This is a genomic window from Novosphingobium sp. BL-A-41-Hi4A-0G (assembly GCF_055521735.1).
Genome location: NZ_CM145501.1, coordinates 2,108,191 through 2,129,407, shown reverse-complemented (window position 1 = coordinate 2,129,407; position 21,217 = coordinate 2,108,191). Strand labels below are relative to the sequence as shown.

Sequence of the window (21,217 nt, the reverse complement as noted above, 5' to 3'; positions counted from 1 at the left end):
CGACTGCCCGTTTACGTCAACGGTATGAGATCAGCGCAGCCCGCGCGCCTTGGCATAGACGCGCCATGCCAGGGCCTTGGCGCGGTTGGACGCAGGCCACCGGCCAGGCGCGCGGGGTGTGATCCCGATCCGGCGCAGCAAGCCGTTGAAGGCCCGCGCGTCGGCTTCGGCAAAGCTCCATTCGGAGCGCCAGGTGATCGACAGCGAGACCGAGGGGGCCGGGCCGTTGTTCACGAAATGCGGCGACATGACCGGCACGTAGAGCGCCTCGCCCGGCGACAGCGACCATTGCTTGCCTGCGGGCAGCAGCTCATCGCGCCAGAACAACTCGCGACCGCCGCCGGTGTGGTAGCCCTCGTGGGTCTCGTCCGGCGCAAAGCGGGCATCGCCTGCGGGGAACATGGTCATGACCTTCGAGCCCATGACCTGCAGCAGGATGTTGTGCTCCGGGTCGAAATGGTAGGGCGTTACGCCGCCCGGGCTGGTCACGAAGACGAAGCCCTGCGGTTTCAGCATGGCCCCGGTGCGCGCCTCGATCACCGGGCGCAATTCAGCGAGGAGGTCCATCAGAAGTCCGGCATAGGCGGGGCACTGTTCGATGTTCTTGAGCGCGGCCCAGCTGCCGGTGGACGCGATGTTGCGGATCGTCTCGCCGATGCCGATGCCGTTGGCGGGGGCCTTCTCGCCATTGAGGCCGATGGGCAGGGCGGCGCGATTATACTCGACCGAGCGTTGCGGCAGCGCTTCGCCAAGGCAGGCCAGGGCATCGAGTTGCATCAGCGGATGCATGCCGAGGCGGTGGACGAGCTTGTGTGGCACTTCCGGATAGGATGCGGCGAAGGTCGCGCGCGATGTTTCGTCGAAGGTGTCGAGCGGCGCGGTGCCTGCAAATGCGGGGGCGGGCTGGTTCATCGGTCGAGTCCGGCAGGATTGCGCCCGAGTTCGAGCGCGAGGAGGATTTCGAAGAGCGAGCGGCGGGCTTTGCCGCCGATGGCGACCGATATGCGGCCTATGGGGCGGCGCTCGGCCCACAGGCTGTCGATCATGGGATGATCCGGCGCGGCGCAGCTGTCGCACCAAGAGATTTCGGGGCGCGAGAGCAGGGCGAGGTTCTCGCGCTGGAGCAGGACGCCCGGCGAATAGCGCGCGAAGGCCTCGTCAAAGGCGGTCTTGAACGAGAAGCTGCCGGGCGGGGTGAGGAAGTTCGCCAGCATGGCTATCCGCCGTCCGTCGAGCGAAAGGGCAAGGCGTTCGAGTTTTCCGAGCGCGGCGGCTCCGGCGAGGGCCTTGCGGAACAGGTTGGCGGTTGCTGGCGCGCTGGCCATGGCGCTGCCGCTCGTTCCCTTCCAGCCGCGGCGTTCGAGCGCGAGGAAGTCCTCGATCCACTGGGCGACATTGCCCTCGTCGCCTGTCAGGCGCTCGAACGTCAGCGCGCCCTGTTCGGCAAGGCGGGCATGCTGGCGGCGTAGCTCCTTGCGCTTTTTTCCGGGCAGGGCGCGTTCGAGATAGAGCTCTGGTGACAGCGGGGAGTGCAGGAGGGCGCGTTCCTCGCGCATGACCAGCGCGGCGCGGCGGTCATCGCTGCTGGCAAGATCGAACAGGGCCTGCGTCAACGGCTGTTCCAGCGGCATGGCGGCAAGGTGGAGGAACATCGCCTGCGATGCAGCAGCGTTGGCGTCGGCCCAGTTGGTGATTGCCTTCCAGAACGGCAGTTCGCAGCCTGCGCGAACGAGTGGTACGCCGAGGAAAGCGTTGGGGTGCAGCCAGGTCGACAGGTGCGGGATCGGCCAGCGGGCATAGCGGCGCGGCGTGGTGATCGGCATCAGGCCGACCAGTTCGCCGCCAAGCTCGACAGTGAGCAGCCGTCCGGTGCCCTTGGGATCGAATGCTTCCAGAGCGGGCAGCAGGTACCACGGTTCAAAGAAGGGGTTGGGCGTCGATGCACCGTCGGCCAGCGCCTGCCAGGCGGCGCGCTGCTTGTCGCCGGTCCAATCGCCCCATGGTGAAACCCGCGCGACAGGTTCGCTTGCGGGCGCAAGCGGTAGGGGGCGGGCAACGGCAATGAAGGGTGCGGCGTTCACGACCCGGGTCTTAGAGGCAATGCGCGAAAACCCGGTTAACAAAGCAGCAAAAGAAAGGCCCGCCCGGCTGGAGCCGGGCGGGCCAGAATTGCGTCAGTTCAGGTAACGATCAGCCGACGGCGTGGCTTGCCAGAGCTGCAAGCAGCAGCAGGGCCACGATGTTGGTGATCTTGATCATCGGGTTGACGGCCGGACCCGCAGTGTCCTTGTAGGGATCGCCCACGGTATCGCCGGTCACCGCAGCCTTGTGGGCTTCGCTGCCCTTGCCGCCGTGGTGGCCGTCTTCGATGTACTTCTTGGCGTTGTCCCATGCGCCGCCGCCCGAGGTCATCGAGATGGCAACGAACAGGCCGCCGACGATCACGCCGAGCAGCAGGGCGCCAAGCGCGGCAAAGCCGTTGGCCTGACCCGCAACTGCGGCGATTACGAAGTAGACCGCGATCGGTGCGAGCACCGGCAGCAGCGACGGAATGATCATTTCCTTGATCGCAGCCTTGGTCACGAGGTCCACGGTGCGGGCGTAGTCGGGCTTGGACGTGCCCGCCATGATGCCCGGATTTTCGCGGAACTGGTCACGCACATCGATCACCACGTCGCCCGCCGCGCGGCCCACAGCGGTCATGCCCATCGCACCGAACAGGTACGGCAGGAGCGCGCCGAGCAGCAGCCCGACGATGACATAGGGGTTTTCGAGGCTGAAGCTGACCGCGAGGTTCGGGAAGAACTCGCGAAGGTCGGTGGTGTAGGCGGCGAACAGGACGAGCGCGGCAAGGCCGGCCGATCCGATTGCATAGCCCTTGGTCACGGCCTTGGTGGTGTTGCCCACGGCATCGAGCGCGTCGGTCTTTTCACGGACCGAATCGTCGAGGCCAGCCATTTCGGCAATGCCACCGGCGTTGTCGGTGACAGGACCGTAGGCGTCGAGCGCGACGACCATGCCGGCCAGCGCCAGCATCGCGGTTGCCGCATAGGCAATGCCGATCAGCCCTGCGAGCTGGTAGGCAATGATGATGCCGGCGCAGATCACGATCGTCGGCATCGCGGTCGATTCAAGGCTGATCGCCAGACCCTGGATGACGTTGGTGCCGTGGCCGGTTTCCGATGACTTGGCGATCGAGCGCACCGGACGGTAGTTGGTGCCGGTGTAGTACTCGGTGATCCAGATGATCAGGCCGGTGATGACCAGACCGAGCAGCGAGCAGTAGAACAGCACGCGGCCCGAGAAGGTCACCGTGTTGTCGAGGATGGTGTACGACATGGTCGTTTCCATGTCGCCGAGCGCATAGGAAATGGCCCACCAGATCGCACCGACAGAAAGCACGGCGGTGACAAGGAAGCCCTTGTACATCGCGCCCATGATGTTGTTCGACGAACCCAGCTTCACGAAGTAGGTGCCGATGATCGAGGTGACGATGCAGACGCCGCCGATCAGCAGCGGGAGCGCCATCATCGGGGCGAGAGCAGCGCCGAGGCCCTTGAGCAGCAGCGCGGTGAGAACCATCGTTGCGCCCACGGTCACAACGTAGGTCTCGAACAGGTCGGCAGCCATGCCGGCGCAGTCGCCGACGTTGTCGCCCACGTTGTCGGCGATCACGGCAGGGTTGCGCGGATCGTCTTCGGGGATGCCAGCTTCGACCTTGCCGACGAGGTCGGCGCCGACGTCTGCGGCCTTGGTGAAGATGCCGCCGCCGAGACGCGCGAAGATCGAGATGAGCGATGCGCCGAAGGCCAGTGCGACCAGCCCGTCGACCACGGTACGGTCATCGCCGCCCACGGTGTAGCCCGCGATGTCGGTCAGGTAGTGGTAGAACACCGCGATCGCGAGGAGCGCGAGGCCCGCCACGAGCATGCCGGTGATCGCGCCCGCACGGAAGGCGAGGGTCAGGCCGGCCTGCAGACCGTTCTGAGCAGCGGCCGCCGTGCGCACGTTCGAGCGCACCGAGATGTTCATCCCGATGAAACCCGCCACGCCCGAAAGCACCGCGCCGATCACGAATCCGGTGGCCGAGATCTTGCCGAGCGTTGCCGCGATGATCACGGCCACGACCACGCCGACGATGGCGATGGTGGTGTACTGGCGCTTGAGATAGGCCTGCGCGCCTTCCTGGATGGCGGCGGCGATTTCCTGCATCTTGGCATTGCCCGCCGGGCTTCCAAGCACCTGACGGCTGGTCACGAAGCCATAAACGATGGCCAGCAACCCGAATAATATCGATAATACGACAAGGTTCACGTTAGCATCCCCCTTTATCTCCCGGACCTGCGAAAGGTCCGCCCCCGTCGTTGCGGGTCGGGCGGGAAGCTATAGCTTTATTTCTGACCCGCAAGCCTCGATGCGTCCGCTGTGCGCGAATTTTAATCGTGCAGATAACCCAGCCGCCCCTGCGGCGGGGCACCGTCAATGGTAACAGGCGATAGCGTAGCCGCGACGGTTATCCCGATACGCGTGGCTGCCACCGGTGGTTCGGTGTCGGCGGGAAGCGTGAACAGCAGTTCGTAGTCGTCACCCCAGCGCATGGCTTCGTCGCGGCGGGATTCGGGCATGACCGGGGGTAAGGGAACCGCGCTTGCATCAAGGGCGAAGGTCACGCCGCTGGTCTTGGCCATCCGTTCGGCATCGATCAGCAGGCCGTCCGATACGTCCATCATTGCGGTGACCAAGGGCGCAAGGGCTGCGCCCTCGGCAAGGCGCGGGACAGGGCGGCGGAAGGCCGTGCTGTCGGCGCCCGTGCCATCGCGCAGGGCTTCGTACCCGAGCATCGCCGCGCCGACCGGCCCTGTAAGCCATAGCGTGTCACCGACCCTCGCTCCGTTCCGACCGGGCACGTGCGCGGTGGTCGCCCTGCCGAGCGCCGTAAGGCCGAGGCTGCGCGGCCCGGTACCCCGCACGGTATCGCCACCAAGCAGAGGCACGGCAAAAGCTGAAAGCGCTTCGTCAAGCCCTGCAACGAAGCGGGCATCGTCCTCGCCCAATGTGAAGCCCAGCATGACCCCGACAGGCTCCGCACCTTTGGCGGCAAGGTCCGAAAGGTTGGTCGCCACCAGTTTCCATGCCACATCGGCCATGTCCTGACCCGGCAGCCAATGGACGCCCTCGACCATCATGTCGTGCGTCAGGACCAACGTCTCGGTGCCGAACGGCAGCACGGCGCAGTCGTCTTCCAGCCCGCGCGCGGCAGGATGCGTGGCGAGCGCCCGCAGCGCTTCAATCAGGGCAAGTTCCTTGCTCACGCGGCGATCTATGGGGCGGTGCAGGGAACTCCACAAGCCCGCTTGACCATCAGTGCAACGCTCCTTAATCGTTCGATTAAAGAGGCGTTCCGAGGAGTCGAGTGAAATGGCCACAGCCTATATCGTGGAAGCGGTGCGCACCGCAGGTGGTCGCCGGGGTGGCAGGCTTGCGGGCGTCCACCCGGTGGACCTTGCCGCGCGGAGCCTCGATGCGATCGTGGCGCGTTCCGGCATCGACCCGACCGCCATCGATGACGTGATCATGGGCTGCGTGACGCAGGCCGGGCAGCAGGCGATGCAGGTCGGGCGCAATGCCGTGCTCGCCTCGAAGCTTCTGCCGCAGTCGACCCCTGCCGTCACCATCGACCGCCAGTGCGGTTCTTCCCAGCAGGCGATCCAGTTTGCCGCGCAGGCTGTGATGTCGGGCGTGCAGGACGTGGTCATCGCAGCGGGCGTCGAAAGCATGAGCCGTGTGCCGATGGGCTCGAACGCCACCTTCCACATGAAGGAGGGCCTGGGGCACTACAAGTCGCCGGGGCTCGAGGAGAAGTATCCGGGGATCATGTTCTCGCAGTTCATGGGCGCGGAAATGATCGTCAAGAAGCACGGCTTCACCAAGGACGAACTCGACCGCTTCGCCCTGTCGAGCCACCAGAAGGCGATTGCCGCAACGCAGGCGCAAGCCTTTGCGGGCGAGATCGTGGGCGTGGAGATCGAGACGCCCGAAGGCCCTGCCATGCACACCGTGGACGAAGGCATCCGCTTCGATGCGACGCTGGAAAGCATTGCCGGGGTCAAGCTGCTCAATCCCGAAGGCTCGCTCACCGCTGCCAGCTCCAGCCAGATCTGCGACGGATCGAGCGCGGTGCTGGTTGTTTCGGAAGCCGCGCTCAAGGCCCATGGCCTGACCCCGCTGGCGCGCATCCACAACCTGACCGTGACCGCAGGCGATCCGGTGATCATGCTCGAAGAGCCGCTCTTCGCCACCGATCGCGCGCTGCAGCGGGCAGGCATGAAGATTTCGGACATCGACCTTTACGAAGTGAACGAGGCGTTTGCCTCGGTGCCGATGGCCTGGCTCAAGCACACCGGTGCCGATCCGGAGAAGCTCAACGTCAATGGCGGCGCCATCGCGCTCGGCCATCCGCTGGGTGCTTCGGGCACGAAGCTCATGGCGACGCTGGTCCATGCCCTGCGCGCGCGCGGCGGCAAGTACGGCCTGCAGACGATGTGCGAAGGCGGCGGCGTGGCCAACGTCACCATCATCGAGGCCCTTTGATTTCCCAGTCTCTGAGAGAGGATTGACCCCATGAAGCTCGACAACACCGTTGCCGCCGTCGTTACTGGTGGCGCATCCGGCCTTGGTGCCGCCACGGCGCGCGCACTTGCCGCCAAGGGCGTGAAGGTCGCCATCTTCGACCTGCAGAAGGAGAAGGGCGAGGCCATGGCTGCCGAGATCGGCGGCGTGTTCTGCGAAGTCAACGTGACCAGCGACGAGAGCGTCGATGCAGGTTTTGCCAAGGCGCGCGCGGCGCATGGCCAGGAGCGCATCCTCGTCAACTGCGCCGGCACCGGCAATGCGATCAAGACCGCCAGCCGCTCGAAGGAAACAGGCGAGATCAAGCACTTCCCGCTCGATGCCTTCAACTGGATCATCCAGATCAACCTCGTCGGCACGTTCCGCTGCATCGCCAAGTCGGCCGCAGGCATGATGACGCTTGATCCTTGCGACGAGTTCGGCGAGCGCGGCGCGATCATCAACACCGCGTCGGTCGCGGCCGAGGACGGCCAGATCGGGCAGGCCGCCTATTCGGCTTCGAAGGGCGGCGTCGTCGGCATGACCCTGCCGATCGCGCGTGACCTGATGGGCGAGGGCATCCGCGTCAACACCATCCTCCCGGGCATCTTCAACACTCCGCTGCTGCAGGGCGCGCCGCAGAACGTGAAGGATGCGCTGGCCGCTTCGGTGCCGTTCCCCAAGCGCCTTGGCATGCCCGAGGAATATGCCAACCTCGCCATGTGCATGATCGAGACCGGCTACTTCAACGGCGAGGACGTCCGCCTCGACGGTGCGATCCGCATGGCGCCGCGTTAAGCCACCAAGTTGCGTCCCCGCGAAAGCGGGGGCCTCGGTGGCGTTACGGAACGCTGGCGCAAACCGACCGAGGCTCCCGCCTTCGCGAGAGCGCACCGGACTTTGGGGAGAGGTTTCTTGGCCGATTACACGCAGATCAAGCTCGACATCGCGGACGGCATCGCAACGATCACGTTGCACCGCCCGGAAAAGATGAATGCCTATACCGGCACGATGATGCACGAGATGATCGACGCGTTCGATCGCACCGACGCTGACGACAGCGTCCGCGCGGTGATCGTGACCGGGGCGGGGGACCGCGCTTTCTGTGCCGGGGCCGACCTCACACCCGACGACGGCAAGCATGTGTTCTCCAGCGGCGATGCGGTCGACGATCTGTCCGATCCGCGCGTGCGCGATGGCGGCGGCATGCTCACCCTTCGCATCTTCCAGTCGAAGAAGCCGGTGATCGGCGCGATCAACGGTGCAGCGGTCGGCGTTGGCGTGACGATGCAGTTGCCGATGGACATCCGCCTCGCCTCGAAGAAGGCGCGCTTCGGCCTTGTCTTCGCCCGTCGCGGGATCGTGCCCGAGGCGGCTTCCAGCTGGTTCCTGCCGCGCATCGTGGGCACGCCGCAGGCGCTGGAATGGTGCATGACCGGCCGGGTGTTCGATGCCGAGGAAGCCTTGCGCGGTGGTCTGGTGCGCTCACTCCACGAGCCGGAAGACCTGATGCCTGCAGCGATTGCCCTGGCGCGCGAGATTGCCGACAACACCAGCGCGGTGTCCGTCGCGATGACCCGTGCAATGCTTTGGCACAATCCTTCTTTGTCGCACCCAATGGAGGCGCATCGCATTGATAGCAGGGCGATCTACACCCTTTCGCGGGGGGCAGATGCAGCCGAAGGCATCGCGAGTTTCCTTGAAAAGCGCGCTCCCCGCTACCCTGGACGCGTTTCTTCGGATATGCCTGCCTTTTATCCGTTTTGGAACGAGCCGGGTTGGGAATGAGTACGCAAGCGCAAAAGGGGGACAGCCTGGAAACGCCGGGTGCACGCGAGCTGCTGCTGCAGACCGCATCGAGCATCATGCGCGAGGGCGATGTGGTCGATATCTCGCTCTCGGAGCTGAGCCTGCGTTCGGGCCTCAACTCCGCTTTGGTGAAGTATTATTTCGGCAACAAGGCGGGCCTGCTCAAGGCGCTGCTGGATCGCGACATGGAAAACATCGTCAAGTCGGTCGACGCGCTACTCGCCAAGGACGACATGAGCCCGGAAGCCAAGCTTCGCCGCCATATCTCCAAGAGCATCGATACCTACTACGACTATCCTTACCTCAATCGCCTGCTCATGCGCCTTGTGCGTGACAGCGACGAGGCCGAGGCCAAACGCATTGCCGACCAGTACCTGCTGCCGCTGCACCGCGCCTACAACCGCTTCATCGGCGATGGCGTGAAGGCGGGGGTTTTCCGGCCGATCGATCCACAGCTGTTCTACTTCACCGTCACCGGCGCGGCAGACCGCTTCTTCTCGGCAAGACTGGTTCTGAAGCACTGTTTCGATCAGGATACGCTGACCGAGGAACTGCGCGACAGTTATCGCGAGCACACCGTCGATTTCATCATGGCGGGCATACTCGCACACTGATCACGCGGGCACATAGCTGACGCATAGTACCGCCCCACGCGGGCGATAGCTGCGCGCGTGGCCCATAAAGAAAATTTCGTCTGGCGCGGTTCCCGGTAATCATTTAGCGGGAAATACGCGGCTTGGTGTCATATTATTTCGCTCTTGCACATCAGGCTGGTTTCATGTGATACGAAATCATGCCCCAGACACAGTCCCGTCTCTCCGATTTCCTGCCCTACCGGATGGCGATCACCTCGAACGCGGTGAGCGGCCTGATTGCGGGCGAATACCGTAGCGAATTCGGCCTCAAGATCCCCGAATGGCGGATCATGGCCGTGCTCGGCGACGCGGGGCCGCTGACCCAGCGCGATCTCGTCCGGGCCACGCTGATGGACAAGGTGGCCGTCAATCGCGCCTGCAAGGTTCTCGAGGAGCGCAGCTTGTTGCAGCGCAGCCCGAACGAGCAGGACGGTCGTTCGCATCACCTCGAACTGACGCCGTCGGGCCGTGATCTGCACGGCAAGATCTGGCCCCAAGCGGTCGAGATGTACGACCGTATCTTCGCTGCGATCACGCCGCGCGAACAGGAGAAGCTGCGCGCGATCCTCGACAAGCTGCTCAAGGCTTCGCGCGCTATCGAAGGCGACGAAAAGTGAAGCTCGCATCATTGCCGCAGGGGCGCGACGGTCGGCTGATCGTCGTGTCCGAGGACCTTGCCTGGTACGCCGATGCCGATCATATCGTGCCGACGATGCAGGCCCTGCTCGACGATTGGGACCGCTATTTCCCGATGATCGAGGCTTTGGCGATAGAGCTTGCCCACGAAGCCATCCCGCGCAAGCGCTTCCACGAGCGCGAGGCCTGCGCCCCGCTGCCGCGCGCCTACCAGTGGGCTGATGGCAGCGCCTACGTCAATCACGTCGAGCTCGTCCGCAAGGCGCGCGGCGCGGAACTTCCGGAAAGCTTCTGGACCGATCCGCTGATGTACCAGGGCGGGAGCGACGACTTGCGCGGTGGCCGCGATCCGCTGCTTCTCGCCGACGAAGCCTGGGGCTGCGATCTCGAGGCCGAGATCGTCGTCGTGACCGGTGATGTGCCGCAAGGCGTCAGCGCCGAGGAAGCCCTGGGCTGCATTCGCCTCGTCGGCCTCGTCAACGACGTGTCGTTGCGAAACCTGATCCCGGGCGAACTCGCCAAGGGTTTCGGGTTCGTGCAGTCCAAGCCGGCGAGCCACTTCTCCCCGGTCTTCGTCACGCCTGCCACGCTGGGTGAGGCATGGGTTCGCGGCAAGCTTGCCCGCACTCTCTCGATTGACGTCAATGGCCAGCCGTTTGGCCGGGTCGAGGCAGGCGAAGAGTGCACTTTCGATTTCGGCGTGCTGATCTCGCATCTGGCCAAGACGCGAAAGCTGGTCGCAGGGTCGCTCATCGGCTCGGGCACGGTTTCCAACCGTGATCCCGACGGTTCGCCGGGAAGGCCGGTTGCGCAGGGTGGCCGCGGCTATGCCTGCATCGCCGAGCAGCGCATGGTCGAGACCATTGCCGCAGGCGCACCGGCAACGCCTTTCCTCAAGTGGGGCGATACCGTGCGGATCGAGATGCGTGACGCCAAGGGCAAGAGCATCTTCGGCGCGATCGACCAGACCGTAACGCGCGTCTGAACGCCTGATCATCAAACGAAGAGGGCCCCGCCGGAATGTCCGGCGGGGCCCTCTTCGTTTGCTGGCGACCCGATCAGCTCTTCTTGTGGATCAGGGTATCGCTGATCGAGCAGGCTGCGGGGCCGAGGATCACGATGAAAAGCACCGGCAGGATGAACAGGATCAGCGGGATCGTCATGATCGCGGGCAGGCGCGCGGCCTTTTCCTCGGCGCGCATCATGCGCTCGTTGCGGAATTCGGCCGATAGCACGCGCAGTGCCGATGCCAGCGGAGTACCGTAGCGTTCGGTCTGCACCATGGTCGTCACCACGCCCTTCACCGATTCGAGATCGACGCGATAGGCCAGATTCTCGAAAGCCTGGCGACGTTCGGTCAGGAACGACAGTTCGATCGCGGTGAGCGCGAACTCGTCGCCAAGTTCCGGATAGGCACGGCCCAGTTCGCGTGCCACGCGGCTGAACGCGGCGTCGACGGTGAGACCGGCCTCGGCGCAGATCACCAGCAGGTCGAGCGCATCGGGCAGACCCTTGCGGATGGCGTTGGTGCGCTTGGAGACCAGGTTCTGGATGAAGACATCGGGCCCTTTGTAACCCGCGATCAGCATGATCATGAACGCGCCCATGCGCTTCATCGGGCTCCAGTCGCCGAACATGTTGGTCCAGTAGAACAGCACTGCGCCCAGCAGGCCGAGCACGATCGGTCCGACCAGACGGCCAAGGATGACCGCGACCGCCCATTCCTTCTTGCGGATACCTGCCTGCGCCAGCTTCTGCTGGATAACCGCGAGCTGGCTGTCCTGCAGAACCTTCAGCGATTCAAGGAAGCCGCGGATCTGGTCGGTGGTCTGGTTGCGGCGGACGATGCTCTGGCGCTTCCGTGCGCTCGCCGTGACGATGCCGGCCTTTAGCTGTTCGCGCCGCTCGTTCAGCGCCTTGACGCGCTTGGCCATCGGATCGCGCACGGTAACCGCAGCGTAGATCGCCAGCATGACCGCGGCAGCCGCGATCCCGAGCAGGATCGAACCGATCAGGTAGACATCGAAGCCGAGTAGCGTCGGTCCGGGCGGGTTTTGAATCATGGCCTGTCCTCCCCGCTCAGATTTCGAAGTTGACCATCTTGGCCATGATGAACGACCCGATGCCGAGCCAGGTCAAACCGCCAAGCCCGGCGATGATCAGGCGATCGTCGATGAAGAACTTCATCAGGTAGGTCGGGTTGATCCAGTAGATCAGCGCGAAGACGATAAAGGGCAGCGAGCCGACGATATAGGCCGATGCCTTCGATTCCGAACTCATCGCCTTGATCTTGAGCTTCATCTGTGCGCGCTTGCGCAGCACGTCAGAGAGGTTCGACAGCGTCTCTGCGAGGTTGCCACCGGTCTCACGCTGGATGGCGAGCGTGATGCAGAAGAAGTTGAATTCGGGCATGTTGAGGCGATCGGCGGTATCCTGCAGCGCATCTTCCATGGTGCGGCCGACCTTGATGCGGTCGGTCACGAGCTTGAATTCCTCGCCCACGGCGCCGGGCAGCTCGCTTGCAACCACACCCAGGGTTTCGGTTACCGGCAGGCCCGAACGCAGGCCGCGGACCAGCAGGTCGAGCGCATCGGGCAGGCGCGTGGTAAAGTTGTCGACGCGCTTGCTGATCGCGCGCGAGACGAGAAAGTGCGGAATGCCGCCCCCGACCAGCACACCGGCGCCGAGCGCCATCAATGGGGCGCCGGTCTTGAGATACACGACAATCAGGACGAACAGTGCAAGTCCGCCGCTGAAGTAGAGATATTGCGACAGCGTCCAGCCCTTGCCGGTGCGGTGCAGGCGCAGTTCGAGCGCCTCCATTCGCGAGCCGGACCCGGCGATCTTCATCGTGCGCGGCTTGCGAGCGGCCAGCGTCTTGCGATACTGCGCCTCGACCTTGTCGATCGCGCTGTCCGAATGGCGGAAGCGGACCGACTGCAGGCGGCGCCCGCCTTCCTTCGACGCAGAGGGACCCGAAAGCGCGGCATAACCCAGCACCATCGCCACCATCATGCCGATGGACATCAGTATCAGCTGGGTAATGCTCGTCATTGCCGGTCCGTTCCTGTCACCTCAAGATCGCTGCGCTGCCGTTCAGGCGGGCGCGCCGACCTTGGGCTTGTTGAGCATCTTCTTGAGATCGAACTTGCCAAGCAGCGAGGTCTTGCGTGCGCCCGGCACGACATCGGCTGCACCGTCATCTTCGCCCGAACCGATGATGGCGTGGGCGATGTCACGGATGACGCCACCGGCCTTCGATGCGCGGTTGGCAGCAACGAAAGTCTGGCCAAGCTTGGCCGCGTTCGACGCGCCCTTGATGTCATAGGGCATCATGTAGTTGATCTTGCGCTCGATCGAGGCTTCGAAATCGGCCTTGCTGATCTCGTTGGCGCCTGCCTGAACCTTGTTGGCCACGATGATCGGACGGGCATGAGCCGCGTTCGTCTTGAGCCAGGACAGCAGACGGATCGCGTCGCGCGCGCCGCACAGCGTGAGCTCGGTGGCGAGGATGACCACGTTCACGTCGCCGAGCAGATGCGGGAAATTGATCAGCATGTTGCGCGGCATGTCGATGACGGTCATTTCGAAAGCCTGGCGGAATTCTTCCTCCAGCTGAACGAAGGCGCTGCCATCGGTCATCAGCGGCGAGCTGATCGGCGCTTCGGCCGACAGGATCGCGAGATTGTCGTTCGCCCGGATCATCGCGCGTTCGATGAACAGCCCGTCGATGCGGCTCGGGTTGTCGATCGCGTCGGTCAGGCCGCGACCGGGCTCGAGATCGAGGGTCAGGGCGCCGGTGCCGAAGTGCACGTCGAGATCGAGCAGCGCGGTCGGCAGCTTGTGATCGGTGCTGAACAGCCAGGCGAGCGAAGTCGCCAGCGTCGAGGCTCCGACCCCGCCGCGCGTACCGACGACAGCGGTCGAGACATGGCGCTTCACCGCCGCCGGATCATGGCTCTTGGGCGCGGTGAAGATCGTCTGCGCCTGGACCAGCGCATCGCGGATCTGCCCCGGATTGAGCGGCTTGAGCAGGTAGTCCTGGATGCCCGAGGCGATCAGGTCGCGATAGAGGCGCACGTCGTTGACCTGGCCAACCGCGATCACCACGGTGCCCGGTTCGCAGACTTCGGCGAGCGCGTTGATGTCGTTCAGCGGATCGCCGCTCTCCGACAGGTCGACCATCAGGATGTTGGGGCTTGCCGTGATGGACAGCGACTGGATCGCGTTTCTCAGGCCGCCACGGTGGCACTTTTCCGGCGCCCAGCCCATGTCGACGACGACCGGGCGAAGCACGTCGAGCGCGGTCTCGTCGCACATGAATGCGGCAAAGGCGTCGCGGTTTGCATTCTTCCAGCTCATGTCGTCAGTTCCCCCCGCCGCCACCGGCAGCATTGGACGTGGCATTGTTCTTGAGGCCTTCCTCGCCGGTCGGACGCGCGGCGCGGAAGCTGTCGATGGCCTTGGTTCCGCTCATCACCACCGTTTCGCCGGTGCTGTCAGCGCCCTGGACGAGGTGCTCCTTGTTCGCGACCATCGCGGCAAGGTTGCTGTTGATCGCGCAGCCGAAGTTCGATGTCGTGCGATTGCTCATCGAGAAGTCGGACTTGGCGGTCCAGTCGGGGCAGCCCGGCACCGAAGCCGTGGCGCGCGTCACGACGATGCGTGCGCCGCCTGCGGCGACATAGCCCGGCGTGACCGGGGCAGGGCCGTCGACGAACATGCCCCAGCGACCAGCGACCGCATCTACCGAAGCAATGGTTGCCTTCGACTGCAGCGGATCGTCGATCGCGATCCTGTCGCCATACTTGAGACCCAGGGTTTCGAACCATCCGGCAAGACGGCGCTGTTCGGGGATCGAGATGCCGCCGCCGGGCAGGGTCTCGATGTCGAACACATAGCGGTCGCGCTGGACGATGGGCTGGTGGACCGAATTGAGCATGCGGTTCTCGGGCGCATTGACCGAGCAGGCCGAAAGCACGCTTGCCAGCGAGAGAACCAGCACCATCGGCGCACGGCGGGATTGGAAGAGGCGCATGGCTATACCCTTTCTCACTGGATGCTGAAGCCGGGCTCGACCGCGGCGACCTTCTTGTCGCTGCGGCGGTCAGCCGACTGCGGAGCGCTCTTGGGCTGATCGAGTTCACCGACCTTGGGGCCGGCCTGAACGGTGCCTTCCTTCTGGGTCGGCTTGGGCCGGTCGCCCCCGGTCACCCCGTCGTTCTCCATGTTGCCGAGCAGGCGCTGGATGTCGTTGGGGCTCTGGAAGCCGTCTGTCGGCAGCTTGATGTCGTTGGCGTTGACCGGGTTGACGAGATACGGCGTCACTACAATCACCAGTTCGGTCTCGCCCTTGCGATAGCGGGTAGAGCGGAACAGCGAGCCGAGGATCGGCACGTCGCCTGCGCCGGGCAGCTTGGTCAGGGTGTTCTGCGCGCTGTTACTGAGCAGGCCCGCGATCATGAACGACTGGCCCGAGCCGAGCTCGATCGTCGTTTCGGCGCGGCGCACGGTCAGTGCCGGGATTTCCACGTTCTCGAGCTTGAGGGCGCCCGTGCTCGAAAGCTCGGACACTTCAGGACGGACGCGCAGCGAGATGCGGCCATTGGCGAGGACGGTCGGTGTGTAGGCAAGGCTGACGCCATAACGCTTGTATTCGATCGAGGTGGTGCCGAGCCCTTGCGAGACCGGGATGGGATACTCGCCGCCCGCCAGGAAATCGGCCGTCTCGCCCGAGAGCGCGGTCAGGTTCGGTTCCGACAGCGTGGTTACAAGGCCAAGCGTTTCGCCGGCATCAAGCGCGCCGAGCAGGTCGAGGCCAAGGAGCTTGCCCATGCCCGAGATCGTCGAACCTGAGGTAACCGACGAGACTGCGGTGCCTGCGCCCTTGACGAAATTGGTGGTCGCACCCGTGGGATCAGGAATGTATCCGCTCACGCTCACGTTGCCGCCGCCAACCGCAAAAGGCAGACGCGGGTCGTTGGTGAAAGTGGTGCCGATGGCACGGCCCTGTCCGATGCCGAACTTGAAGCCGCCCGAACCGTCGATGGTCGTCAAGTTGAAGCCAAGGTCGCGCACCAGCGTGCGGCTCACTTCGGCGAACTTCACGTGCAGGCTGACCTGCAGCGGCGTTGCCATCTTGAGGCGGCTGATCACGTTGGTCTTGTCGCCGACGAAGGCCTTGACGAGGCGCTCCGCCTCCGCGGCATCTTCGGGCGCACCCACGCTGCCGGTCAGCAGGACGGTGTTGTTCATGGTCGAGACGTTGACGCGTGCCTCGGGCATGGCGAGGTGCAGCATCTGGTCGATCGAGTCGATGTTGTTGCCGACCCGGACATTGGCAGACCACACCACGTCACCCTTGGCGTTGCTGGCATAGACCGTGGTCTCGCCGCCTGCCTTGCCGAACACATAGAGCTGGTTGGTCGACTTGACCTGGACATCGGCGACCTTGTCGTCGGCGACGAACACGTCGGCCATGCGGCCCGGCACGGTAACCAGTTCGCCGCGCCCGATCGAGATCGTGACAGTGCGGGAAGGACTGGTCATGCTCTGGGCGTGAAGAGCGCCGGTCGCAGGCATCAGAGCCAGCGGCAGGGCGATCATCGCAGCCGAGATGAGCGTTGAGGAAAGACGGCGGTTCATGGATCTGCCCTTCGAATTCCGGATCTTGTGCATGATCTTGGTGTAGGGAGCCTGGGTCATCACTTCGCTCCCAGCGCGACGTCTTCGGTGTCCTTGCCGCGGGTCACGCGGACCACGGGGCCCCGGCGGATCGGTGCGCCGTTCGATGCCATCTGCGGGCCGGGTCCGGCCATGGCAGGGGCACCACCGGCAGGCGCGGCGACTGGAGCGGTCGAGCGCTGGAAGCGCGAGACGTCGCCACCGGTCACGAAGCTTGCCTTGGTGCTTTCGATCGGACGGTTCATCGCCTGCTTGAGCAGGGCTTCCTCCTGGCTCTTGCTCACGCCAGCCGGGATCTTGATGTCGCCCGACGCGATGGCCTGCTCCAGCTCGGCCGAGTTGTCGGCCAGCGAGCGCAGCGAGAGGCTGATCGTGCCGATGGTCTGTGCCACGGCGATCTTCTCGGCGATCTTGGGCGTCACTTCGAGCGTGACGGTGCTGAAGGTACGGACGCGGGTCTTGCCTTCGACCATTTCCTGCTCGGTTGACTGGTCGGTTGCGAGCACGCGCAGGTTCTTGAGGATCGTTTCCGAAGCCTTGAGCGACATGCCGCTGTCACCGCCGCCCTTGACGGTCTGGGTCAGCACCAGGTCGATGTGGTCGCCCGGGAAAACGAAGCCGGCAACGCCCGTGCGGGCCGAGACCGGAATGGTGACGGCGCGCATGCCAGGCCCGAGAGCCGCCGCGAGGAAGCCGCGGTCGCCAGGAGCCACGAGGTTGCCCTTGGTGACCGGCTCGCCTGCGGTGATCGGGTTGCGGACGACAGTGCCGAGCAGCTTCTGCATGTCGGCTTCGCCTTCGACGAAGTAGACGTCCTGGACCATGTCCTTGGGCCAGGCCTGGAAGTTGATCGAATCGGCCGTGATGATCGTGCCGACGGGCAGCGCGCGCTGGGCGACAAGCACCTTGGGACCCACCGGCATCTTGGCCGCGGCTTCCGCCTGCGGCGTCGATGCACCGGCGAAAAGGCTCCGTGCAGCAAAGGCCGTGCCGATCGCCACGATCAGCGCCCCCACCAGCAGCATCAGCTTCCTCTTGTCCATGGCTACTTGTCCCGCCCTCTGAAGTCAGGCCCGCATCTGTCGGGCAAATTGGTTAAAATTTGTGATATTGCGTTCATGCACCCGTAACGGAGCGCCATCCGGCCTCGAGTGTCGGGGCCAGAGTGATGAGCGCCGAGCTGGCAATCGCCACGCCGTAGGGGATCTTCGCATCGCGCCTGCGCGTCACGGTGTAGTGCCAGGCTGCGACCACGATGGTCAGCAGTCCACCCAGCAGCGACATGATCACCAGCAGCTTGACGAAGCCCAGCGGCGGCACCCACAGCGCCAGCGCGGCGAGCAGCTTCACGTCGCCCCCGCCCATCAGCTTGAGCGCGAAAAGTCCTGCCAGAGCGACAAAGGCGAGGAGGGCAACGCCCACCTGCATCGCCACGTCGGGCCAGAGCGAAAGCCCCGCTGCCCACCAGTAGGCCGGAGCCCCCAGCGCAATCGCGGCGTTCAGCCAGTTGTCGATCTGGCGGCGGCGGATATCGGTGAAGGCAGCAACCAGCAGCGCGATTGCCAATGCCCCGACCAGTCCGTAAACGATGATGTTCCCCTGCATGTTTCGGGGCATACGGGACAATCACTTACCAAACGGTAACCAAACCTTGGCGCGCAAATGCGTCGGTGGAGGCGTCGCAGGCATGGATTTCGGAACGATCAGGCGGATCGATCGCAGGGCGATTCCGGACGATGCAGTCGAAAGCACATGGGCCGCAAGTGACGCTCACCCCATCCGCCGGATCGACTGGGCAGGGCTCGCCGATCCCGCTGGCACAGAGCCTCCGCGCGGCTCCATCCTGTTCCTTCCGGGACGGGGCGATTTCTACGAGAAGTATCTGGAATCGCTGGATTACTGGCACTGCGAAGGTTGGCGCGTAACCGCGCTCGACTGGCGTGGGCAGGCAGGGTCCGGCAGGCTCTCTGCCCAGCCCGATATCGGCCATGTCGAGGACTTCTCCCTGTGGCTCGATGACCTATCCGCGTTCTGGGCCGAGTGGGTCGCAAGCACGCCTGCACCCCACGTTATCGTCGGGCACTCAATGGGCGGACACCTCGTGTTACGTGCTGTTGCGGAAAAGCGCATTAACCCTGTCGCCGTGGTGCTGAGCGCTCCGATGCTCGGGTTTCTCACACCGGGTCCGAATCGGTTGCTGCTCAAGGTGGCGCAAGCGATGTGCCGAGTCGGCGATCCTGCGCGCCCTGCCTGGAAGATCAGCGAGAAGCCCGGCGCAACCGCCGCCGCACGCAACACCCTGCTCACTCACGATCATGACCGCTATGACGACGAGACGCAGTGGAAGGCCAAGCGCCCCTACCTCGGCATGGGCCCCGGATCGTGGCGCTGGGTGGAGCGCGGCTATGCCTCGATGATCGCGCTCGAAGCGCCGGGACTGCTCGAGTCGGTCGATGTGCCTGTGCTTCTGCTCGCCGCGCGCCATGACGGCCTCGTCTCGTGGAAGGCGATCGAGCGCACCGCCCGCCGCCTGCCGCGCGCACAACTCGTCAGCTGGGGCCGCGAGGCGCGTCACGAGCTGCTGCGCGAGGCCGATCCGGTGCGCGACAAGGTGCTTGCCACCATCGATGATTTCCTTGACCGGCTGGCTCCGCCACCGGCAGAGGCGAGGGCGTGAATCAGGGCACCCAGGACTTCGACGTTGCAATCATCGGCGCAGGGATGGCAGGCGCAAGCCTTGCCGCCGAGTGCGCCCCCCACGCGCGCGTGCTGCTGGTCGAGGCCGAGGACACCCCCGGCTACCACACCACCGGCCGCTCCGCCGCGTTCTGGGAAGAGACCTACGGCGGCCCCGGCGTCTTCCCGCTGACCATGGCATCTGGGCGTTACTTGCGCGAGGGCGGCTACCTGTCCCCTCGCGGTGCGCTCAATCTCGGGCAGGCGAAGGACCGCGACAAGGTCGAGGCCTTCGTCGAGAAGTTCACCGCACTGGGCGCGACGATCCACATGCAGGACCGCACCGCACTGGAAGCGCGGGTGCAGGGCCTCAAGCCCGAATGGGTGGTCGGCGCGTGGGAGCCGGGTTGCGCCGATATCGACGTGGCGGGCCTGCACCAGCACTACCTCGCCGCCTCCAGGCGCACCGGCACCGTTCTGCGCGTCCGCGCCCGCGTCGAGCACCTGGAGCGCGAAGGCGGCATGTGGCGGCTGTCATGGGCCGGCGGAGAAGCCCGCGCGCCCATCGTCGCCAACGCCGCCGGAGCCTGGGCCGATGGCCTCGCCACCCTCGCTGGCGCCCGCCCGCTCGGCATCGCACCTTTACGCCGCACCATCGTCCAGCTGCGCACCGATCCTGCGCCAGCTGACGACCTGCCGTTGACGCTGGGCATCAACGAGGACTTCTACTTCAAGCCGCAGGGCGGCCGCCTCTGGCTCTCCCCGCATGACGAAATTCCCGATGTCGCAGGCGACGCCGCGCCCGAGGAAATTGATGTCGCCATCGCCATCGACCGCTTCGAACACGTGGTGGACTGGAAGATCGCCGCGCTCGAACGCCGCTGGGCAGGCCTGCGCTCCTTCTCGCCAGACCGCTTGCCGGTCTATGGCTTCGATGCTGCGGTAGAGGGGCTGTTCTGGTTCGCCGGGCAGGGCGGATTCGGCATCCAGACCGCCCCCGCCGCCGCGAGGCTGGGCGCGCAACTTCTGCTCGGCCTGCCCCGCGATGGCCTCACCGCCGAAATCGACCCAAGCGCCTATTCCCCTGCGCGTTTCCCGTGATACTGGTTAACCCGGTTTAACGACTGGGAGAGTCGCCATGGCGCACCGTTTCGAGATCCGCAAGAACAAGGCCGGCGAGTTCGTCGCCTACTTCTGCCACAACAGCGAAACCATCTTCTGGACCGAAGGCTACTCGAGCAAGGCCAGCGCGAAGAACGCGATTGAATCGATCAAGAAGAATGGCCCGGATGCGGACGTGGTGGATACGACGGTTGATTGATGCGTGCTCTCTCCCCTTGAGGGGAGAGATACGAAGGCTTGGCAGCTTGTCTGCCTAGCCGCTGTTGAGAGGGGCCCGGGCGGAGTGCGCTCCCCTCTCCCAACCCTCTCCCCTCAAGGGGAGAGGGCTATTGTCCTTCAGGCCTTTCGAATGATGCCGACGTAAGGAAAAGCTCGGCCCTGGCAAACGCAGGGCGGGATCAGGGCCGATAACCGGGGGAAATGCCCAGAAGGTGCCGTTCCGATAAGACCCCATTGCTGTCATCGCTTTTGCACGACATCATCTGCCTATATGAATCTTCCTCTCGACCCCAAGTTGGCGCTCGCAAACTTACCGTTCGGTCTCCATCGAGATCAGGTGAAGCGCTTTTTTGGCGGTGAACCGACACCCTTTTGTCGCACACAAGCAGATCAAGAGGGGTATTTTTGGCCAACCCTCGGCGTCTTCGCATACTTCGACGATGCAGATGGACTTGAAGGTCTTGAACTTGCTGCCCCGGCAAACCCATCCATAGCAGGAACAGACCTGACCTCGTTGACGATTCAGCAAGCAAAACAGCTGCTCAAGCGTTTCGACAATAGCCTGGACGATGAGGGCAGCGCTGCAACATCAAAAGCGCTTGGCATAGCCATTTGGACGGGCTCAGGATCACATGGCGTCGTTCAAGCCGTCATGCGTTTTGCGCCGGGTTATTACGATTGACCATTACGACCGCTCTCCACCTCAAACCAGCCACTCGCGCACCAAATGCCAAACCCCAAAACCCGCCGTCGCCCCGGACTTGATCCGGGGCCCCGCTTTTCTTGGGGTTCCGCGCCACATCTGAAGGGAAAACAGGCAGCGGGGT

At 64.6% G+C, this 21,217-nt stretch carries 21 protein-coding genes; 10 read left to right on the top strand and 11 right to left on the bottom strand.

Annotated elements, in window-relative coordinates; genetic code table 11:
• Nucleotides 1-30 precede the first annotated feature (30 nt).
• The 4 genes from ACZ1JX_RS10250 to thiL all read right to left on the bottom strand — a co-directional run bounded on the left by ACZ1JX_RS10250 (nucleotide 31) and on the right by thiL (nucleotide 5,312).
• On the bottom strand, nucleotides 31-912 hold the full coding sequence (locus ACZ1JX_RS10250) for a transcriptional regulator (protein WP_465123455.1): 882 nt from the start codon (nucleotides 910-912) through the stop codon (nucleotides 31-33).
• Entirely contained in the window at nucleotides 909-2,081 is a 1,173-nt protein-coding gene (locus tag ACZ1JX_RS10245; protein WP_465123454.1) for a GNAT family N-acetyltransferase, read from the bottom strand. The genes ACZ1JX_RS10250 and ACZ1JX_RS10245 overlap by 4 nt, the downstream gene beginning before the upstream one ends.
• A 109-nt stretch (nucleotides 2,082-2,190) precedes the next feature.
• Nucleotides 2,191-4,314 (bottom strand): sodium-translocating pyrophosphatase, encoded by a 2,124-nt coding sequence (locus ACZ1JX_RS10240; RefSeq protein WP_465123452.1) that lies wholly within the window; start codon nucleotides 4,312-4,314, stop codon nucleotides 2,191-2,193.
• Between the two features lie 122 nt (nucleotides 4,315-4,436).
• Nucleotides 4,437-5,312 (bottom strand): thiamine-phosphate kinase, encoded by an 876-nt coding sequence (thiL, locus tag ACZ1JX_RS10235; RefSeq protein ID WP_465123451.1) that lies wholly within the window; start codon nucleotides 5,310-5,312, stop codon nucleotides 4,437-4,439.
• Between the two features lie 106 nt (nucleotides 5,313-5,418).
• On the opposite strand from thiL, the gene ACZ1JX_RS10230 reads away from it, so the two are divergent.
• The 6 genes from ACZ1JX_RS10230 to ACZ1JX_RS10205 all read left to right on the top strand — a co-directional run bounded on the left by ACZ1JX_RS10230 (nucleotide 5,419) and on the right by ACZ1JX_RS10205 (nucleotide 10,674).
• Nucleotides 5,419-6,591, top strand: coding sequence for an acetyl-CoA C-acetyltransferase (locus tag ACZ1JX_RS10230; protein ID WP_465123449.1), 1,173 nt, complete (start codon nucleotides 5,419-5,421; stop codon nucleotides 6,589-6,591).
• Nucleotides 6,592-6,621: 30 nt separating this feature from the next.
• Complete coding sequence (locus tag ACZ1JX_RS10225) at nucleotides 6,622-7,407, top strand: SDR family NAD(P)-dependent oxidoreductase (RefSeq protein ID WP_465123448.1); 786 nt, start codon at nucleotides 6,622-6,624, stop codon at nucleotides 7,405-7,407.
• Nucleotides 7,408-7,524: 117 nt separating this feature from the next.
• Nucleotides 7,525-8,397 (top strand): crotonase/enoyl-CoA hydratase family protein, encoded by an 873-nt coding sequence (locus ACZ1JX_RS10220; protein WP_465123447.1) that lies wholly within the window; start codon nucleotides 7,525-7,527, stop codon nucleotides 8,395-8,397.
• Nucleotides 8,394-9,032: a TetR family transcriptional regulator gene (locus tag ACZ1JX_RS10215; protein ID WP_465123446.1), complete on the top strand. Its 639-nt coding sequence runs from the start codon at nucleotides 8,394-8,396 to the stop codon at nucleotides 9,030-9,032. Before ACZ1JX_RS10220 ends, ACZ1JX_RS10215 begins: the two co-directional genes overlap by 4 nt.
• A gap of 179 nt (nucleotides 9,033-9,211) precedes the next feature.
• Nucleotides 9,212-9,670: a MarR family winged helix-turn-helix transcriptional regulator gene (locus tag ACZ1JX_RS10210; RefSeq protein WP_465123445.1), complete on the top strand. Its 459-nt coding sequence runs from the start codon at nucleotides 9,212-9,214 to the stop codon at nucleotides 9,668-9,670.
• Nucleotides 9,667-10,674, top strand: coding sequence for a fumarylacetoacetate hydrolase family protein (locus ACZ1JX_RS10205; RefSeq protein WP_465123444.1), 1,008 nt, complete (start codon nucleotides 9,667-9,669; stop codon nucleotides 10,672-10,674). The genes ACZ1JX_RS10210 and ACZ1JX_RS10205 overlap by 4 nt, the downstream gene beginning before the upstream one ends.
• Before the next feature lie 73 nt (nucleotides 10,675-10,747).
• Here the strand turns inward: ACZ1JX_RS10205 and ACZ1JX_RS10200 are convergent, their stop codons facing one another.
• The 7 genes from ACZ1JX_RS10200 to ACZ1JX_RS10170 form a co-directional block, all read right to left on the bottom strand.
• Entirely contained in the window at nucleotides 10,748-11,752 is a 1,005-nt protein-coding gene (locus ACZ1JX_RS10200; protein ID WP_465123443.1) for a type II secretion system F family protein, read from the bottom strand.
• A gap of 16 nt (nucleotides 11,753-11,768) precedes the next feature.
• Nucleotides 11,769-12,743 (bottom strand): type II secretion system F family protein, encoded by a 975-nt coding sequence (locus ACZ1JX_RS10195; protein ID WP_465123442.1) that lies wholly within the window; start codon nucleotides 12,741-12,743, stop codon nucleotides 11,769-11,771.
• A 42-nt stretch (nucleotides 12,744-12,785) separates the two neighbouring features.
• A complete protein-coding gene (locus tag ACZ1JX_RS10190) occupies nucleotides 12,786-14,051 on the bottom strand; it encodes an AAA family ATPase (protein ID WP_465123441.1) in 1,266 nt (421 codons plus the stop codon).
• Nucleotides 14,052-14,055: 4 nt separating this feature from the next.
• On the bottom strand, nucleotides 14,056-14,727 hold the full coding sequence (locus ACZ1JX_RS10185; protein ID WP_465123440.1) for a CpaD family pilus assembly protein: 672 nt from the start codon (nucleotides 14,725-14,727) through the stop codon (nucleotides 14,056-14,058).
• A gap of 14 nt (nucleotides 14,728-14,741) precedes the next feature.
• The gene (locus ACZ1JX_RS10180; protein WP_465123439.1) at nucleotides 14,742-16,394 is read right to left on the bottom strand and encodes a type II and III secretion system protein family protein; all 1,653 of its coding nucleotides are present in this window, start codon (nucleotides 16,392-16,394) and stop codon (nucleotides 14,742-14,744) included.
• Nucleotides 16,394-17,416: a Flp pilus assembly protein CpaB gene (gene cpaB, locus ACZ1JX_RS10175; protein WP_465123438.1), complete on the bottom strand. Its 1,023-nt coding sequence runs from the start codon at nucleotides 17,414-17,416 to the stop codon at nucleotides 16,394-16,396. The genes ACZ1JX_RS10180 and cpaB overlap by 1 nt, the downstream gene beginning before the upstream one ends.
• Nucleotides 17,417-17,489: 73 nt before the next feature.
• The gene (locus ACZ1JX_RS10170) at nucleotides 17,490-17,978 is read right to left on the bottom strand and encodes an A24 family peptidase (protein ID WP_465123437.1); all 489 of its coding nucleotides are present in this window, start codon (nucleotides 17,976-17,978) and stop codon (nucleotides 17,490-17,492) included.
• Nucleotides 17,979-18,060: 82 nt separating this feature from the next.
• Between ACZ1JX_RS10170 and ACZ1JX_RS10165 the strand changes: the two genes are divergently transcribed.
• From ACZ1JX_RS10165 to ACZ1JX_RS10150, 4 genes are all read left to right on the top strand, one after another.
• The gene (locus ACZ1JX_RS10165) at nucleotides 18,061-19,050 is read left to right on the top strand and encodes an alpha/beta hydrolase (RefSeq protein ID WP_465123436.1); all 990 of its coding nucleotides are present in this window, start codon (nucleotides 18,061-18,063) and stop codon (nucleotides 19,048-19,050) included.
• A complete protein-coding gene (locus ACZ1JX_RS10160; RefSeq protein ID WP_465123435.1) occupies nucleotides 19,047-20,150 on the top strand; it encodes an NAD(P)/FAD-dependent oxidoreductase in 1,104 nt (367 codons plus the stop codon). Before ACZ1JX_RS10165 ends, ACZ1JX_RS10160 begins: the two co-directional genes overlap by 4 nt.
• 37 nt (nucleotides 20,151-20,187) lie before the next feature.
• Nucleotides 20,188-20,370, top strand: coding sequence for a YegP family protein (locus tag ACZ1JX_RS10155; RefSeq protein ID WP_465123434.1), 183 nt, complete (start codon nucleotides 20,188-20,190; stop codon nucleotides 20,368-20,370).
• Between the two features lie 315 nt (nucleotides 20,371-20,685).
• Entirely contained in the window at nucleotides 20,686-21,072 is a 387-nt protein-coding gene (locus ACZ1JX_RS10150; RefSeq protein ID WP_465123433.1) for a hypothetical protein, read from the top strand.
• Nucleotides 21,073-21,217 lie beyond the last annotated feature (145 nt).

Coding starts and splice junctions, on each gene's coding strand:
- ACZ1JX_RS10250 (WP_465123455.1), bottom strand. CDS start 912: ATGAACCAGCCCGCCCCCGCATTTGCAGGCACCGCGCCGCTCGACACC.
- ACZ1JX_RS10230 (WP_465123449.1), top strand. CDS start 5,419: ATGGCCACAGCCTATATCGTGGAAGCGGTGCGCACCGCAGGTGGTCGC.
- ACZ1JX_RS10225 (WP_465123448.1), top strand. CDS start 6,622: ATGAAGCTCGACAACACCGTTGCCGCCGTCGTTACTGGTGGCGCATCC.
- ACZ1JX_RS10215 (WP_465123446.1), top strand. CDS start 8,394: ATGAGTACGCAAGCGCAAAAGGGGGACAGCCTGGAAACGCCGGGTGCA.
- ACZ1JX_RS10210 (WP_465123445.1), top strand. CDS start 9,212: ATGCCCCAGACACAGTCCCGTCTCTCCGATTTCCTGCCCTACCGGATG.
- ACZ1JX_RS10200 (WP_465123443.1), bottom strand. CDS start 11,752: ATGATTCAAAACCCGCCCGGACCGACGCTACTCGGCTTCGATGTCTAC.
- ACZ1JX_RS10195 (WP_465123442.1), bottom strand. CDS start 12,743: ATGACGAGCATTACCCAGCTGATACTGATGTCCATCGGCATGATGGTG.
- ACZ1JX_RS10190 (WP_465123441.1), bottom strand. CDS start 14,051: ATGAGCTGGAAGAATGCAAACCGCGACGCCTTTGCCGCATTCATGTGC.
- ACZ1JX_RS10185 (WP_465123440.1), bottom strand. CDS start 14,727: ATGCGCCTCTTCCAATCCCGCCGTGCGCCGATGGTGCTGGTTCTCTCG.
- ACZ1JX_RS10180 (WP_465123439.1), bottom strand. CDS start 16,394: ATGACCCAGGCTCCCTACACCAAGATCATGCACAAGATCCGGAATTCG.
- cpaB (WP_465123438.1), bottom strand. CDS start 17,416: ATGGACAAGAGGAAGCTGATGCTGCTGGTGGGGGCGCTGATCGTGGCG.
- ACZ1JX_RS10170 (WP_465123437.1), bottom strand. CDS start 17,978: ATGCAGGGGAACATCATCGTTTACGGACTGGTCGGGGCATTGGCAATC.
- ACZ1JX_RS10165 (WP_465123436.1), top strand. CDS start 18,061: ATGGATTTCGGAACGATCAGGCGGATCGATCGCAGGGCGATTCCGGAC.
- ACZ1JX_RS10155 (WP_465123434.1), top strand. CDS start 20,188: ATGGCGCACCGTTTCGAGATCCGCAAGAACAAGGCCGGCGAGTTCGTC.